The 14,836-nt window shown below is 31.5% G+C and carries 13 protein-coding genes; 2 read left to right on the top strand and 11 right to left on the bottom strand.

Features of this window, described 5'->3' with window-relative positions:
- Positions 1-394 precede the first annotated feature (394 nt).
- From ACLIJJ_RS12330 to dgt, 3 genes are all read right to left on the bottom strand, one after another.
- Positions 395-2,404 carry a DNA/RNA helicase domain-containing protein gene (locus ACLIJJ_RS12330; protein WP_411410987.1) on the bottom strand — a complete coding sequence of 670 codons (2,010 nt, stop codon included), beginning with the start codon at positions 2,402-2,404 and terminating at the stop codon, positions 395-397.
- A gap of 509 nt (positions 2,405-2,913) precedes the next feature.
- Positions 2,914-3,651, bottom strand: coding sequence for a nucleotidyltransferase family protein (locus ACLIJJ_RS12325; RefSeq protein WP_411410986.1), 738 nt, complete (start codon positions 3,649-3,651; stop codon positions 2,914-2,916).
- Positions 3,652-3,674: 23 nt separating this feature from the next.
- Positions 3,675-5,177 carry a dGTP triphosphohydrolase gene (gene dgt, locus ACLIJJ_RS12320; RefSeq protein ID WP_411410985.1) on the bottom strand — a complete coding sequence of 501 codons (1,503 nt, stop codon included), beginning with the start codon at positions 5,175-5,177 and terminating at the stop codon, positions 3,675-3,677.
- Positions 5,178-5,723: 546 nt separating this feature from the next.
- On the opposite strand from dgt, the gene ACLIJJ_RS12315 reads away from it, so the two are divergent.
- Positions 5,724-6,542 carry a hypothetical protein gene (locus ACLIJJ_RS12315; protein ID WP_411410984.1) on the top strand — a complete coding sequence of 273 codons (819 nt, stop codon included), beginning with the start codon at positions 5,724-5,726 and terminating at the stop codon, positions 6,540-6,542.
- Between the two features lie 299 nt (positions 6,543-6,841).
- On the opposite strand, the gene ACLIJJ_RS12310 is transcribed toward ACLIJJ_RS12315, so the two are convergent.
- The 4 genes from ACLIJJ_RS12310 to ACLIJJ_RS12295 all read right to left on the bottom strand — a co-directional run bounded on the left by ACLIJJ_RS12310 (position 6,842) and on the right by ACLIJJ_RS12295 (position 11,244).
- Positions 6,842-8,587 carry a DUF2075 domain-containing protein gene (locus tag ACLIJJ_RS12310; protein WP_411410983.1) on the bottom strand — a complete coding sequence of 582 codons (1,746 nt, stop codon included), beginning with the start codon at positions 8,585-8,587 and terminating at the stop codon, positions 6,842-6,844.
- A gap of 2 nt (positions 8,588-8,589) precedes the next feature.
- Entirely contained in the window at positions 8,590-8,928 is a 339-nt protein-coding gene (locus ACLIJJ_RS12305; RefSeq protein WP_411411065.1) for a nucleotide pyrophosphohydrolase, read from the bottom strand.
- A 360-nt stretch (positions 8,929-9,288) separates the two neighbouring features.
- Complete coding sequence (locus tag ACLIJJ_RS12300; RefSeq protein ID WP_411410982.1) at positions 9,289-10,215, bottom strand: HNH endonuclease; 927 nt, start codon at positions 10,213-10,215, stop codon at positions 9,289-9,291.
- Positions 10,216-10,317: 102 nt separating this feature from the next.
- Positions 10,318-11,244 carry an HNH endonuclease gene (locus ACLIJJ_RS12295; RefSeq protein WP_411410981.1) on the bottom strand — a complete coding sequence of 309 codons (927 nt, stop codon included), beginning with the start codon at positions 11,242-11,244 and terminating at the stop codon, positions 10,318-10,320.
- A gap of 405 nt (positions 11,245-11,649) precedes the next feature.
- Between ACLIJJ_RS12295 and ACLIJJ_RS12290 the strand changes: the two genes are divergently transcribed.
- Positions 11,650-12,876, top strand: a complete 1,227-nt coding sequence (locus ACLIJJ_RS12290; protein ID WP_411410980.1) for an HNH endonuclease — start codon at positions 11,650-11,652, stop codon at positions 12,874-12,876.
- A gap of 92 nt (positions 12,877-12,968) precedes the next feature.
- Here the strand turns inward: ACLIJJ_RS12290 and ACLIJJ_RS12285 are convergent, their stop codons facing one another.
- Genes ACLIJJ_RS12285 through ACLIJJ_RS12270 form a run of 4 tightly spaced genes read right to left on the bottom strand, consistent with a single transcriptional unit; the run spans position 12,969 to position 14,822 of the window.
- Positions 12,969-13,880 carry a peptidoglycan-binding protein gene (locus ACLIJJ_RS12285; protein ID WP_411410979.1) on the bottom strand — a complete coding sequence of 304 codons (912 nt, stop codon included), beginning with the start codon at positions 13,878-13,880 and terminating at the stop codon, positions 12,969-12,971.
- Between the two features lie 19 nt (positions 13,881-13,899).
- Entirely contained in the window at positions 13,900-14,028 is a 129-nt protein-coding gene (locus ACLIJJ_RS12280) for a hypothetical protein (RefSeq protein ID WP_411410978.1), read from the bottom strand.
- Positions 14,018-14,299 (bottom strand): phage holin, encoded by a 282-nt coding sequence (locus tag ACLIJJ_RS12275; protein WP_411410977.1) that lies wholly within the window; start codon positions 14,297-14,299, stop codon positions 14,018-14,020. Before ACLIJJ_RS12275 ends, ACLIJJ_RS12280 begins: the two co-directional genes overlap by 11 nt.
- A gap of 13 nt (positions 14,300-14,312) precedes the next feature.
- Positions 14,313-14,822, bottom strand: a complete 510-nt coding sequence (locus tag ACLIJJ_RS12270; RefSeq protein WP_411410976.1) for a phage holin family protein — start codon at positions 14,820-14,822, stop codon at positions 14,313-14,315.
- Between the last annotated feature and the right edge of the window lie 14 nt (positions 14,823-14,836).

Genomic DNA, 14,836 nt, shown 5'->3' with positions numbered 1-14,836 from the left:
GATATTCAGGGTTAGGATATTAGCAATTGCTCAAAAAACAACTTTATAAATAAGAAAAGCCCTGACACCAACAGTGTCAAGGCTTCTTCCTTTTAATACATTTCCATGTATTGATCTCTCTCCCATGGATGCACTTGTGTGCGGAACATGCTTTGTCTTTTAAATGCTTTGTATTCCTTTATAAAATACCTTAATATCCTATAGATATTACAATCCTTATTTTATTTTATTTCATACTTTTTCACCAATTGGGGGCACAATTGGGGCACAATTTAGGGCAAAGATTGTATAAAGAAGTTAAACTTCCTCAAACTTATTTAGCCTCTAGCTTCGACTTAAGTATTTATTTAATAAGTTTTTTTTATAATTTAACAACTCCAACCACGCAACAGCTTCACAATGTGGTGTGTGTTGATAGTGGCTTATTATATAAAATAGAGGTAGTAGGATCACTATGCCATTCCTCTAATCCTACTTTCTTAAAGAAATTATAGGTTTCATTAAATTTTATATCATTTGGAATAATAATCATCATTTCTTTCGTAACACGTGTTAATAATATTCTATAAGTATCTCTCATTATTTCTTCTTCTTCATCATTAGGGATATTTCTCTTTTTATATTTTGATGGATTGCTTTTCCATTTTAATAAATTATCTTTTTTCTCTAAATAATAATCTCCTGCGAATAAAACGATTGGTAAATCTAATTCCAATCCTTGACAAAAAGTCTCCGTTCCCACTGTAATATTTTTAACATCGCAACACTTTTCAGTATACCATCTGTAAGCTTGACTATTTTTTTGATAAGATTCTTTGATTAACTCTTTAGAATACTTAATTAAATTACTTTTTTCAACTTTTGATGAACACAAAATGCCGTATACATATTTGTTATCTGTATTCTTCTCGCCTCGCTGTTTTAATCTTTCTAAATACGTCAAATCGTTCTTTTTTTCATATAAAGAATTCAATTCTCGACAAATTTTTATATCAACTCCCATAGTTCCATTCTTTTTTATTTTATCATATTGTTTGCTTGCTTCAATTAGATCTGCCTTTAGAACAGACTCAATAAAATTAGAAATATCGGTAAAACCAGCTCTTACTGATGTACTTAGATACAATTCTTCATGAAAAGATATTTTTTCCTCTGCTACTATAAATTTTTCTTTATAATTAGTCGGTGCATATATTTGCCATGAGTTATCATCTCGAAGTTCATTTATCCAAGATTCAATTCCCGCTTCGCCATATAAAGGTTTCTGCCCATCTCCGATTAAGGCAATTAGAGTTATATTGTCACTGTAATTTGCTTCTATAATTCCTTTTGCATCACTTCTAGACGTTTCTGCCTTTTCTGCTGTCCAGAATCTCTGTGCCTCATCGAAAATAACTACTTTTTCATTAACAATCCCGTTTTTAATTATGTAATCATTTCTAAAACCAGTAAAATAATCAATATCATTTGACCCTGTTATGCCCTTAAGTACACTGATAAGCGCACCATTACCAGTATAATATCTAGATGCTATTCCTTGTCCGATATTTCTAAATAATTGTAGCAGTGCGATTAATGTCTTGCCTGCACCTGGAACACCACTTACGAATATAAGATTTTTGCTTTTATTATTTTTAGTAATACTTTCAATAAATTCATCTGTTTCCTTAAGATATTCATATGCTATCCCATTTAATTTACTTAACGCGCCTTTTTCACCGCTTATTAAAGCATCTTTAATTATTGTTGCCTCATCCCAAATTTTGCGTGATCTACCACGTTCACTGCGAATCCAATTATTCACTTCAACTTCAGTCATAATATTTTCTTGGGCTAATGACTCAAATAAATTATCCAAAGAATCTTTACCAAGTACTCTATCCAAATCCTTTGGGATATAATTATCTAACACTCTTGTTTCAAAATTTATATCTACTTTATTAACTGAACTCATTATTAAAAATGATTCAACCTTTACATTATTTAAAATATTATATTGATGATATTCTTGAAGAATTTTCCCATACTCTACAAATTGCAAAGCATAACTATCATCAACATAATTACCCGATGTCTTAAACTCTAAAGAAATTATTTTACTTTCAAAAAGGAGTATAACATCTGGCCTTTTTGTATTTTCTTTTGGCAACATATACTCAAATAGAACAAAGAGTTCGGTATTCAACTTCCATCTTTCAAATTTTTCTGCTAAGAATTTAATTTGTTTCTCCCATGCCATACGTTGAGCTTTTGTATCGTCTTTATACTTTTTCTTATACCCAATATTTCGTACGAACTTCTCTAGATCACATAATAATTCGTCTAACATATTGTTATCCAAGGTATTCTGATTTGATATCTTAATTATATCTTTTACTTTTAACTTAGCACCTACTAAACTCACACTCATCATCCTTATACTAAAATCTAAAAAAATAAATTTTAATAAAAACCATTCATTCTATTTATTATAATAGTAGCTTCTATAAACAGTAAAATAGCCGTATAACAAATTCGTCAGTTTTTAATGAGGTTCACAAAACATCTATTTAGTTAATATTATACAAATTAAAAATATAATATTTAACAACATAAACAAGTATAACAATCTTAACTTAATATAAAATTTCTATCCTTTTTGTATTTCCTGCTGAACAGAATCTTTGTAATAACGGGCCATAACTTTTTTTATTTCTGCTCGTTTAAAATTTAAGATTATCGTAATAACAGTTAAGAGAATGGCACAATTGATTCTTTAATTTCTGAAAAACTTTGTCCAAAATGGCTCTGGATTATGATATCGATTCAGTTATAAAAAATATAAAAAATATAGAAAACCATAAAATTATAGTCCATACCTATTGTTAGGTATGGACTATCTAATGTTTACTTTATATTAAGATATACCACAATTTAGAACAATTCTACTAGCTCTTTACTAGTAGTATAATTATTATTTTTAATAGTTTCCCATTCATCTTCCACCAACGAGGAGTTATATCTCTTGATTTCTATTTCTTTAAGAATGTTAAGTGCAGTTTTATCACTTTCAAAGTTACCTAACCAGCTATAAAAAAAGTCCTTCAATTTACTAGAAAAATCTAACCCATACTTGGATTTAAATCTAAATGCTCTGGCCAAATTTAATTCAGGATATGGATTTTCTTGTAATATGATGTCTAATTCACTTCGTGTTAAAGCTTCTCGATAACCTTCATCATATAAAATACCTGTGCTTAAATTATAGAATAAACTATCAATATTTAGAAACACAGTTTTGTTTAGGTCTTCAAAAGAACTATAACTGACTTTTTTTTCTTGGAAAGCCCATGTTTTTTGAATTTCCCAAATATCAAACTTTAAATCGGATATATGAATTTTATAACCACCAAATTTATTCTTGCATATACTATAGTCTAAAGAACCTAGTGAAGAATAAATAAGAGTTTCTAAATCAAGGTTATTGTTATTTAAAACAATATCAAAGTCTCGAGGGGGTTCTGTGAATCTATGTTCCATATAATCACGGATGCATCCACCAAATAAAATTAAGTCTGCATTTTGTTCCAGATAAAAAACAAACTCTTTAGCCTGCGGATGATTAGATAAGAAGGAAAGAAAATTATTTCGAATTTCTGGTATCTTATTCATTTCTAATCAACTCCTTTGCTTATTTAAGGCATTTTAACACCTTTTAACTTTTGATGCAAATCTACCGCGTATGAATCTGTCATCCCTGAGATAAAATCAGTAACCAACAATAATCTTGAATAATGATTTAATTCCTTGATACTTTTATAGTTCCCCTTATTTAACTCACCTTTATCTTCTCGCAAGCAATGGACAAATACAAAGTTAGGTGAAATCATTTTGAATAATTTTCCTGATTTTGCACGGGAGGATTCTAAAGAATACTTCTTTTTCTCTTCATCGAGATAACTCTCATCCATAATACAGTCTTTTACAAAAATATCTAAGAGGTCAGTTATTATAGTGTCACCAATTAATTCAAGAGAAAGAACTTCTTTATCTGGAAAACAGTAAGTGAATAGTAGATCTTTAAATAATTTTTGTAACAAGCTTGCATTTTTTGTTTTTTCGAGTAGCTCTTCTGTTCCAAATTCACCATTCATAATAGTCTTATAGTTATCTATAAAGACTTGTTTAACCTCACGAATCATCTTACCTTGTGCCCATACTTTAAAGTTTTGTACACTAGTTAAAAGATAATCAGGAAAATTATTGTTCTTAGCATTTTCATGTTTCTGTTTTAAATCTTCTATATCCTCTTTATAAGCATCATAAATTGCTGCATTTCCACAGATTTCTTGTTCAAAAACTTTTTCCCAGGGGATAATTCTTTTCTTTACACCATCTTCCACGTCCGCTCCTAAATATGCAATATCATCAGATGCCTCTAAAAAATAAGTTAAAGGATTCCTGCATTTATCAATCCCTACAGTTGATTCTAAAATCCCTTTAGCAAATTCAAGATCTTCATGAAAATACCCAAATTTATTTTTCTTCTTGGCAATATCATCTGAAGAGTCCCAAGGGTATTTGATCAGAACAGACAAAGTTCCGTATGTAAAGTTAATTCCATACTGATCATTTAGAAATTGTAGTCTTGATAGTACTCTAATTCCCTGTGCATTACCATCAAAACTAAGAAAATCATTTTTTTGTTTTTCAGTTAATTTTAACGTTTCTTTTTCTTCAAAATAAGATTTGAACCACTTTTTAATCACATCTTCACCGTAGTGACCGAAAGGTGGATTCCCAATATCATGAACTAATCCAGCAGTTGCCAATATTGCTGGGATTTTCCCAAGATGTTCTGGCTTTAATTGGTTTATAGTTACTAGCCACTTATCTAACCATGTTCCAAAAGAACGTGCAATAGCTGATACTTCCATTGAATGGGTCAGTCTTGTTCTGATAAAGTCGCTTTCTTGCAAGGGAAACACTTGAGCTTTATCTTGTAACCTGCGTAAAGAAGAAGAACTCATTACACGATCATAATCACGTTCAAATTGATTACGATGTTCATCTATATCATTAGGATCTGTATCTTTTTTATTTTTATCTTGTTCAATTTCCTCAGGTGTTTGCTTTTTATGTTTATATTTTTCCCTTGTTTCATTTAATAATTTATCCCACTTTATTTTGTATTCCATACGAAAAGTGCACTCCATTCTTTATATATTAAGACCAATTTTATCACACTCTTTATGGCTTGACAGTAGTTATTTAGAGATGATGTCCGTGGATATCATGATAATTCAAAATTTCTTTAATACTAATCTGCGGAGTATTACAAAGAAGTTTTTGAGTTTTTATTTTAGGTGAGATCACTTTAATTAGTTATCTCTAACTCTAGGAACCACTCGGATTTCTTCTTGGTGAACTTATTGACTCTTCCTGTGTCTATTTTAGATTGCTTCGCAACTATCATGGATAATAGAATGAAAAGTGTTGATTTTTACGTTCTCATATGATCTTAACTTTTTTCCAAGCCTACAGTAAATTTTATTGTCATTAGCAACTTGACGTGTAGTATACATTATAGGTATATTACCCCTTCCCCATTATTAGGAAAGAGTCTTTTTATAATCTTATATTCCTACAAGTTCACAAAATACACAAAAAATGATATATTTTTTTATAGAAAATGGGATAATTTACATAAATTTGTTAGATTTTAAAAAAGGAGTATACACATAATGCGCATTGAAATGGATAAAAAGATTAAAAGTTTACCAAATAGTATACTTAGATTCAGTTTAAGAATTAGTAAAATTAGGATAGAGGAATTGGTAAACGAACCAGATCACTATAAACTTTTATTAAATCGCAAACAAAGAAACAATTCCAATCACCACATACTAGTTAAGATATTAATTCCTAAAAGGTTAGAATTGAGAATTTCTAATAACATTAATACAAATAATACAGTTAAAATTAACAAACATACTACGTTATCTAAAAACCATGACGGTTACATAATACGTTACTCAAAGGACTTTCATATAAATGAACTAGAAAATACCTTACACAGCTATATATTGTCTATTGTAGATATTAATTTTGGTATAAAATATGAGTTTCCTTATTCGGTAATTGACCTAAAAAACAATTCTAAGAAAAATTCTAAAAAAATTATATCTCCTACTGAAAAGAAACAACGTAAGAAAGCAAAGCAAGAAAAAAAACAAATGATTAAACAAAATAGAATAAACTATCTTATGAAAGAAAATTATAATACTCAAAACAAAAAAACTAATAACAATGAACAACAGGTAATATGGAAGGAAGAAAAAAGTGAAAAAGGAAAAAATATAGTTAAGGAGAATAAAGTTCTCTCAACTCCGAAAATATGGATTGCTAATGATACTTCATTTAAAAGATGTGGGCATTGTAATAGTTATAACGCATCACTAAGTAAGTGTTACAGACACAAACAAACCGTTTCGAAGAATAATGGTTGTAAGGACTTTTATTTTCCGAAAACCTACTTAGGCGGTGCCATGTCTCCAAGATAATACTTGTAAAATATTTTTTGCAATTAAATTTAAATAGAACTAAGCCCTCCTCTACTAGAGCAGGGCTTGTATAGTGACTATAGGGTTATTATGGTAGACAGACTTGGCTTATTTGTTTTTATGCTAAACTACTGCTCTCGACTACACTTTATCATGTTCTTAAGCTTTTTTGAAGGAAGTTTAATTTTAAATATCCCTTTATAAATTTCATAGTCAAATATCAGCTAAGCCTAGAAGACAAGTCCTGAGGATACGAGTAGAGATTTGTTAAAAATTAATGCATGCAAAGTTTCAGGTACCTATTTAATCTCCAATATTTCCTTCATATACCTTTTAAATGCATCGTTTTTCCAGAATCCCAGCCGAATCCCGTCAATTCCTCTAGTCATCAGAATATAGTAAATATTCAACACAAACAAGGTAAATTCTTGTGCATTTTCCGGGCTTTCATCTTCTTTGGAGAACTTGCCGTTTACATTATGAAAATTCTCTGGATTGCCGAATAAACGACCCTTTGTATCAACTTGAAGATCATTGCCGACTAGAACACCAACTTTATTCAAGTCGATCCCCTGAACTGCAAAGACGGAGCCAATCTGCTCCTCAGCATCGTCATCATCTGAATTAATCCAATTTTCTTGAGTGGAATTCCATCTTTTTTTGATATCTCCTTCATGCCAATGAGTGATTGATGGATCTTTGCCATCAGCCTGCTTCCAAGGTTCAACTAATCCACCTAGCACGCGGTTTATGTGTTCAGGATTAAAATTTCTGTCTTCGTCTACCCAATCAATCAAATTCTTTAAAGGTTTTGTTTCAAAATATCCAAAGTAAGCATCCGCATCATTATCATGGAACACTGCTCTGTCAAATTCCGAGTCAAAATTCGTTTGTTTTAATAGACCTGTATCCTTATACAAAAGATATTTAATTCCGTTTACAAAATCTTCTGATGTATAATTCTTTCCTTCTGGGGCTTGGATTCTAAATTGAGTTGTTAAGTATCTCTTTTCAAATTCTTTAGTTGCTTTATTGAATTGTGCACGTGTAATATTGGCAGGGCGAATAGCTTGTAATACGTCATACATTAACACAATTTGGCGACCTATTTTTTTAAAAGCCTCCAAGTGGTTATCATCCTGGCTAAATCTTCCTTTATATACACTGTTAAAAGATGCCATTTGCTTGGAAAATTTTCTGGATAGCTTATGAGATTCGTCAACAATTACAACATCATAGTTTTCATCGCCGTTAATCAGCTGTGTCGAGGTTGCAAGTGTCAGGTTACTGTTGTTCATTCCATATACTCTAAAGATATCTTTTCCCGTTTGAATCCAATTAGGTTGCAAAACGACTCCTATTCGTTGATCAGGTTTGTCATTCAACAGCTTAGCGACCAAATGAGTCAGCAAAACCGTTTTACCAGTTCCTGCATCACCATTAATCACAAAGCTTTTATCAGGATTTGATTCAATCTCTATAATATAGTCCATTTGCTGTTTTGTTATTTCTTTGATTGGGCTATATTTGACCAGTGCTTCATTGCGTATCTTCTCTATAGTCGGTGTGCTCACCCATCCTTTAGGGTATAACTCTTTTTCCCAAAATGGCAAGATGACTTCTGTAGCAACACTTTCTCGTTCTCGGTAGTCGTTAACACTGTTGCCATTGGTCCGATTAATGATCTCATCATTATCATATTGAACCAGCTGCTTTTTAGCTTTTGGATTGTCCGCCATAAAGTAGGTTATCAGTTGGCTTTCGACATCATCTAAGGCTGAACCGTTAAAATAGGATGAAATAAGAATAATTACTTGGTCGAAATCTGCTATATTAAATTTTCCCTCTTGACCATTGTAATGCTGCCTATTTCGCTCGGTAAAGTGTTTCGTTTGTCCGATGTAAACCTTTTTCGACTTCGTGCCTTTGTAGATATAAACGACATTGCCATTTTTAAGAATATTTTGTTCAGGCTGGCGAAGTTTATTGAAACCGTCCAATTCTCCATCTTTTACTTTCAATGTTATACAGTTGTACTTAGCCATTCTTAATCCGCCTCATCCAATTCATTATATTTCTTTTTTTGACCAATGTTTTTGGGTACTGGGTATTTCTGGGCATTTTTCATCAATTTTTCTGCGATAATTTCATCAATATCAAATCCTAGATTATCGGCCATCATATAAGAATAAATCAGCACATCTGCCAGTTCCTCTTTGAGTCGCTCAGGGTTTCCCTTAGATTCCTCTGGTGTTTTCCACTGAAATAATTCTAATAATTCATTTGCTTCTAAAGAGATTGAAATGGCCAGATCTTTTTCATTATGGAATTGCCTCCAGTTGCGCTCATCTCTAAATCGATTAATTCGTTGCATTGATTCACTCATATTAACTTCACCTTTCATACCTACAAGAAAATATTTCCTTACCTCTTGATTATTGAACTATACATGTTTCTAGCGATTTTTCCTTATTTAGGTATTTGTTTAGTTTATGTTACAAACATTCCCTTTTCCACCATCTTGCTCTGTTTGTAACATAAAGTAAAAGTTACCTTTCGACAAACTGGACTTTAGTACGGAACAAATAGAATTTGATTTTGATTTTACATAATATCATTTTTAATAACTTTTATAAAACAAAAAATCGTAAAACAAGCCTAATGTTAAGTTGTTATACAATCCGGCAGGCAAAGAAGAAATTCCAGTTAATACAAATTAAAAAGCATAGGAATTGAAGTATAGTTTTTATCTGTAATAACTAAGAAGTAATTCCTCACTTAATGAAATTCCACAAAGCTTAAGACGTTCTTTTCTCTGTTCAAACAAGTTTCCTAAAATCCTTTGTTTTTCATTAAATATAGCATGGTGCAATTTCTTATGGCATTTTGAACATAATGAAACCACATTTGCTTCAACATCTATACTTACTTCGAAGTTTCCTTGAAACTCAATTGGTATTAGATGATGTGCTTCCACATAGTTCTTACCTGTAACCTTAGAAATAAAATCTTCATGACTGTTATTAACTTCGCATAGAAAATTAGCCGATATTATTGCATTTCTACCTACAACCTTATCTCTTTTGTAAGAACATGAATTAGAAAATCTTTTACTAATTTTATTTTTGGGGATATCCAAATATTCTACTAATTTATTATGAAAAGAAGTTTCAATTTCTTCTTGATAGTTTTCATCATATAAAATTCCCCCAGTAAAAGGGTGAAGAATAATTTCATATTCAAACGGTCTACCTGTACTACAAAAGTCAATAAATTCGGCTTGCTCATTTGGAACAATAGCAAAAACTTTCTTTTTACCTTCTAATCGAGCTTTCTCACGTGCAGCATTTAGATACTTGTAGCTAAAAAAATAAATTTCAGTTAATAATTCTTTTAACTTCTTATTACTATCATATCTAATTTGATATGTTTCAGATTTAATGTTTTTTCTATTTAGATTTAGAAATATCGCTTGATAAGTTCGACCCTTATAGATTAATTTAAGTTCTCTTTTTTCTCCACGTTTCACATGGATACCATTTGCTTTGTCAAAGTCCTCATGAAATTCACTAGGTATAGTAGATCCACCTTCAAAAATGGACCAATCAACATGCTTTCTTCCAATTATGTTTAGAACTTCCTTTGGTTTAGACCAAGAATAACTCTCTTTCATCAATATAGCCTCCGTTAATAGGGGGTTACCTTAATTTATATTAAATATATTAAATACTAAAAACACTAAACTTTCTTAAAAAAGATATTAAAGGACATACTCTTAATTGGCCAAAAACTTTTCCCTATGCCAGTTCATATAATTTTGTTGTTGTTCATTCATATTAATATGCATTCTTTCATTAATATTAAGAAGTATTTTCGTTGCCTCATCTAAACTTTGCTTAACCATAATATTTCCTGTTTCATCAAATGTAATATACATTTTGTCAAATAAAGCATCGTGATTAGGACATAATAACAATCCATTATGGACATCTAACCTTTCTTGATTATTTGATTCACTCCACGGTTTGATATGGCTTGCAATTAGAAATCGCTCATCTTTCATACCGCATATTCTACATTTTTGTTCAGTTACAAAAAGAGCTTTTTTAAAAGCCGAATGACCAATTCTAGACTTAATAATTGTTTCTTTTTCTGTTTTATCTAAAGTAATTGCTTCAGTTAAACCTTTTTCTATTTCATTTACAATTTCTTTTTGTAGTTCGTTCTCTATCTGAAACATTTTTAGTGAAACACCATTTTTCTTTTCAATTAGTTCAAAGAAAAAGCCTGCAAGATCCTTAGATACCCTAAAAAGATAACCGGTGTTCCCTCGTCCAGATTTATTAAATGGAGCATATTTTTTGTCTTGAATCTTTAGAATATCCCCCATGTAATCCTTGTATGTAATAGGTTCCTGTAAATCAATGTATTTGGCATTAACCAACCAACCATCTTTTTCCCAAAGGTCTAATTGGTCTAATCCAGTCGGCCTTTCATGTTCTTTACAATTCTCTTTTGCAATTAAAACAGACACTAATTTCCCATTGTAACTATTAAAAATGATATCATTTTTTTTAATCAATTTCATATCCGTCCAATGATGAAACGTTTGTCCAGCATTATTTTTTTGAGGCGCCCACAAATAGCCTCCCCTTCGTTCTTCTTTGTAACTTTTATTTTGAAATACAAGAAACGTGTTCATTTAAAATTTCTCCTGTCTATTTTGTTTCACAACTATTTATTATACAAAATGGTTATTTTCAAGAAAGATGAGTAACTGCTTTCTTTCGTAAGACTATAATAAAAGGGACAGGCCTCTACAATACATCCACAGGATAATAATGTTTTAGAAGATAAAATGCCTTATGAAACGGATGCATCTAGCCAAGCTTATAAAAAATTTGTCTTTTAAAGAAAAGGAATTGAAGAGCTATTTAGAAAGTAGTAGTACAAGATATAGTTGTATTCATTTAACTTACTATCTAGCCACTGATCTTTTATATGAGATTTTTTTTATGTATCAGCAGTAAAAACATATATAAAAGATTGAAAAATGATTTTTTATAAATATAATATAAGTAAATATTTCATAAAGAAGGAACTAATAATGGATATTAATAGAAAGATAAAAATACCAGGAAAGAATATTAGAATTAGCCCTAAGCATTTAAAAACCAAACAAAAAAAAGTTGTAGATCGATTATTTAAGGATGTATCCTTTGGGCCATTACTATTTAGAAAATTACCTCATGTACTTTATAATGGAGAAACACAGCCTGTTCCTGACCCAAAAGAAATGCCTATGGTTAGAGGCAAATTAAATAGTTACTATAAAAATCCAAAAAATTATAAACACTTACCAATTGTTAGTTTTGAGGGGAAAATCGTCTATGAAATTAGCTCATTATATGTTCCTGAAAAAAAAAAGGGTGACTTTAAAACTTCAAATATAACAGAACAACAACAGTCTAAGACTCTCATAAACGGGCATCTTATGTTTGAATATAATTACGAAAAAAGGCCAACAAAATCTGTTAAACTTAAATTAAAACAAGTAAGTTCTTTATTAAGAAAATATAGCACAATGGAAGAGTTAAAAGAATTTGTTCATCCATTAGTTGAACAAGAAAAAGTTCACTTTACTTTTATGCGTAATAAAGAATATTTAAGAATTCCACTCAATACTACAATTAATGATTTTATAGGTTTGAGTAAAGAAATAGAAATAAAACCAGAATCTATTATAAACAAAAGTCTATTACAGGCAACTGAAGATATTGCTGAAAATATACCTCCAACTACAGAACTCATACAAAAAGCCAAATCTTTACCTGAAATAGATCTAAAAAGGATACCTGTCGGTTCAACAATACCAATAGAAAAGAAAGAAACCAATTCTTCTACAAAATCTTATTCGAAAAACTATAGGAAACAAGGCGATGAAAATCCAGAAAAAGTGAAAAGGGAGATTCAACTAACTAAGAGGAAACAAAATCTTGTCTCAAAATTAAAAACAATCTATAATCACACCTGTCAAATATGTCAAAAGCAAATAGAAGTCAGCATTGGGCAATACATTTCTGAAGTACATCATATTCATCCATTGGGTATTCATAACGGCCCTGATATAGAAGATAATATGATTGTTCTTTGTCCAAATGAACATGCTTTGTTTGATAGAGGCGCTATAACTATTGACCTGAAAAAGAAGAGAGTTGTACACGTAAATCCGAACAATCCTCTTCATAACAAACCAATCATATTAAAACATCCAATAGCCCAAAAATATGTTCATTTCCATAATAAACATATTTATTTAGGTAATAAAGTATAAATTCTCTATGAACCTCACTAAGGGATTGTACTTTAGTGCTAGATTTTAATAATAGCCCTCCCTTTTTGATTCAATAAGGGAGGGTTATACGCTTAATTAAAGAACTTAGCAAATGTATTCGGACCGGCTTCTCCATCAGCTGTTAATCCATTAGCTTTCTGGAATGCCTTTACTGCATCTGTACACCCTTTTCCATAAATACCGTCAAAGCCGTTTGCATTATACCCATGGAAGTAAAGCAACCCCTGTACTAATCTTGTCCATTTGCTCCATGTTGTTCCTGGAACTACTACAGGGCAAGCAGCTTTTGATTTCCGTCCAAATTCGCCATCAATAGTAACCTTAGCGAAATATTGGAAGACACGAACAGCAGCTGTTAGCGTTTTGGGGCCAGCATATCCATCTACAACTAATTTTGTTACTTTTGCTTTTTTTGTATAACCGTTAAGGAATTCTTGAAATTTCTTAATATTAGTATCCCCGTTAGTATCTGGCTTGTTAGGGTTAGTTACAATTACAGAACCAACCTCCGTTTTGTCTGGCAAAACTGTGATTTTCCCTGTGTATTCTAAATGCGGATTATCAACAAAACCTTTCCAATCTCCACCCCATTCAAATCCCATTGATTTAGCAATGGCAGCAACCCGTTTCCAATCACTATTTACTTTCCAATAAGCACTAGTTCCTTTTTCATTTGTAAGGCAGTAGTCAACAGCAATTCCTTTTGTATGGTTTGATTGTGTTCCATATGCGTTTGTTACTTTGTCAGCGTTTGGCTCACCAGCAATTCCTGTTATTCCTAATGCGCGTAATTTGGCAGTTGTACGTCCTTTTGCGAATAACTTGTTTTGCGCTGCGACTGAACGGTACCCAGAAGTAATTAGAACATAAATGCCTTCTTTGTGTGCTTTTTCAATGATATCTAACACCTTTTCTTTTACAACAGCATTCATTCCAGAACCCATTCGACTAATAGCTTTGTTTTTTAAAATTTCCACACTCATTTTTAATTCCTCCAATTAATTAGTATTTTTCATTTAACAAAATGTCTTGCTCAACTGCATCAACCTTGCTGAAAAACCAAATAATTTTTTTTACCACTGCAGACACCTCCATAGAAAAAGGCACCTCTGCAGGCGCCCTATTTTGCATTTGTTAAGTTGTTTGCTTTTAAGACTTCCTTCTGTCGCTGTCCTTTTGCTGTCACATAGTTGTTTTTAAACCAAGCAACCAGAGCAACAACTGCAGTAAGAATAAAACTCCCAACATAGTAAATCATTTCAATGAGGCTTGAAACTTGGTCATCGCTGAGTGGCAAAGCTTCTTTTCCGAAAATAATTAATCCTTGGTTAGCAAAAGCAATTAAAAGAAGCACTGTCCGAATGACAGTGCCTTTGTCCATTTTCTTTAATGTTTGTAGCATGTTCCTTCACTCCTTATTTAATTGAATCATCTTCCGTTTTTTCAGGGATTGTTACCCTAGAATTAGCTCGCTTAATTTTGGATTCGATTTCACTTGCAACATAATCAATAGCCCAATTTGGAATCAGCTTATCCCATCCTGCCCTTGTGAAATTTGCTGTCATGGAATTTAATGTGTGGTACATAAGACCTCCCCAAAACAAGAAGAAAATCAGATTAGGCATAGAAAAGATTTGGTCCATTAGAACACCAAAGACAGGTAATAAAAGCATTACTAAGGTTCTTGTTAACCCCTGTAATCCATAAACACTGGCATAGCTACCATCTTTCTTAGAAGCAACGGAACCACTAATCCAATCAAATGCAATAATAAGCGTTAAGGCAGCCATGCATAGTAAATTGTAAGTTGTTCCCCCATACAGCCAAGTCAAAAAACCACCAACTCCACTCGCTAGAAATGCTGCGGCACCGATTTTGACATTAAATAGTTCGCTAATGTTAAATATCTCTTTATATGAAAACACTGCTATTCTCTCCC

The sequence above is a fragment of the Niallia laureatilytica genome (assembly GCF_046613985.1).
Lineage (GTDB): Bacteria > Bacillota > Bacilli > Bacillales > Cytobacillaceae > Niallia.
This window is presented reverse-complemented; position numbering and strand designations above follow the sequence as displayed.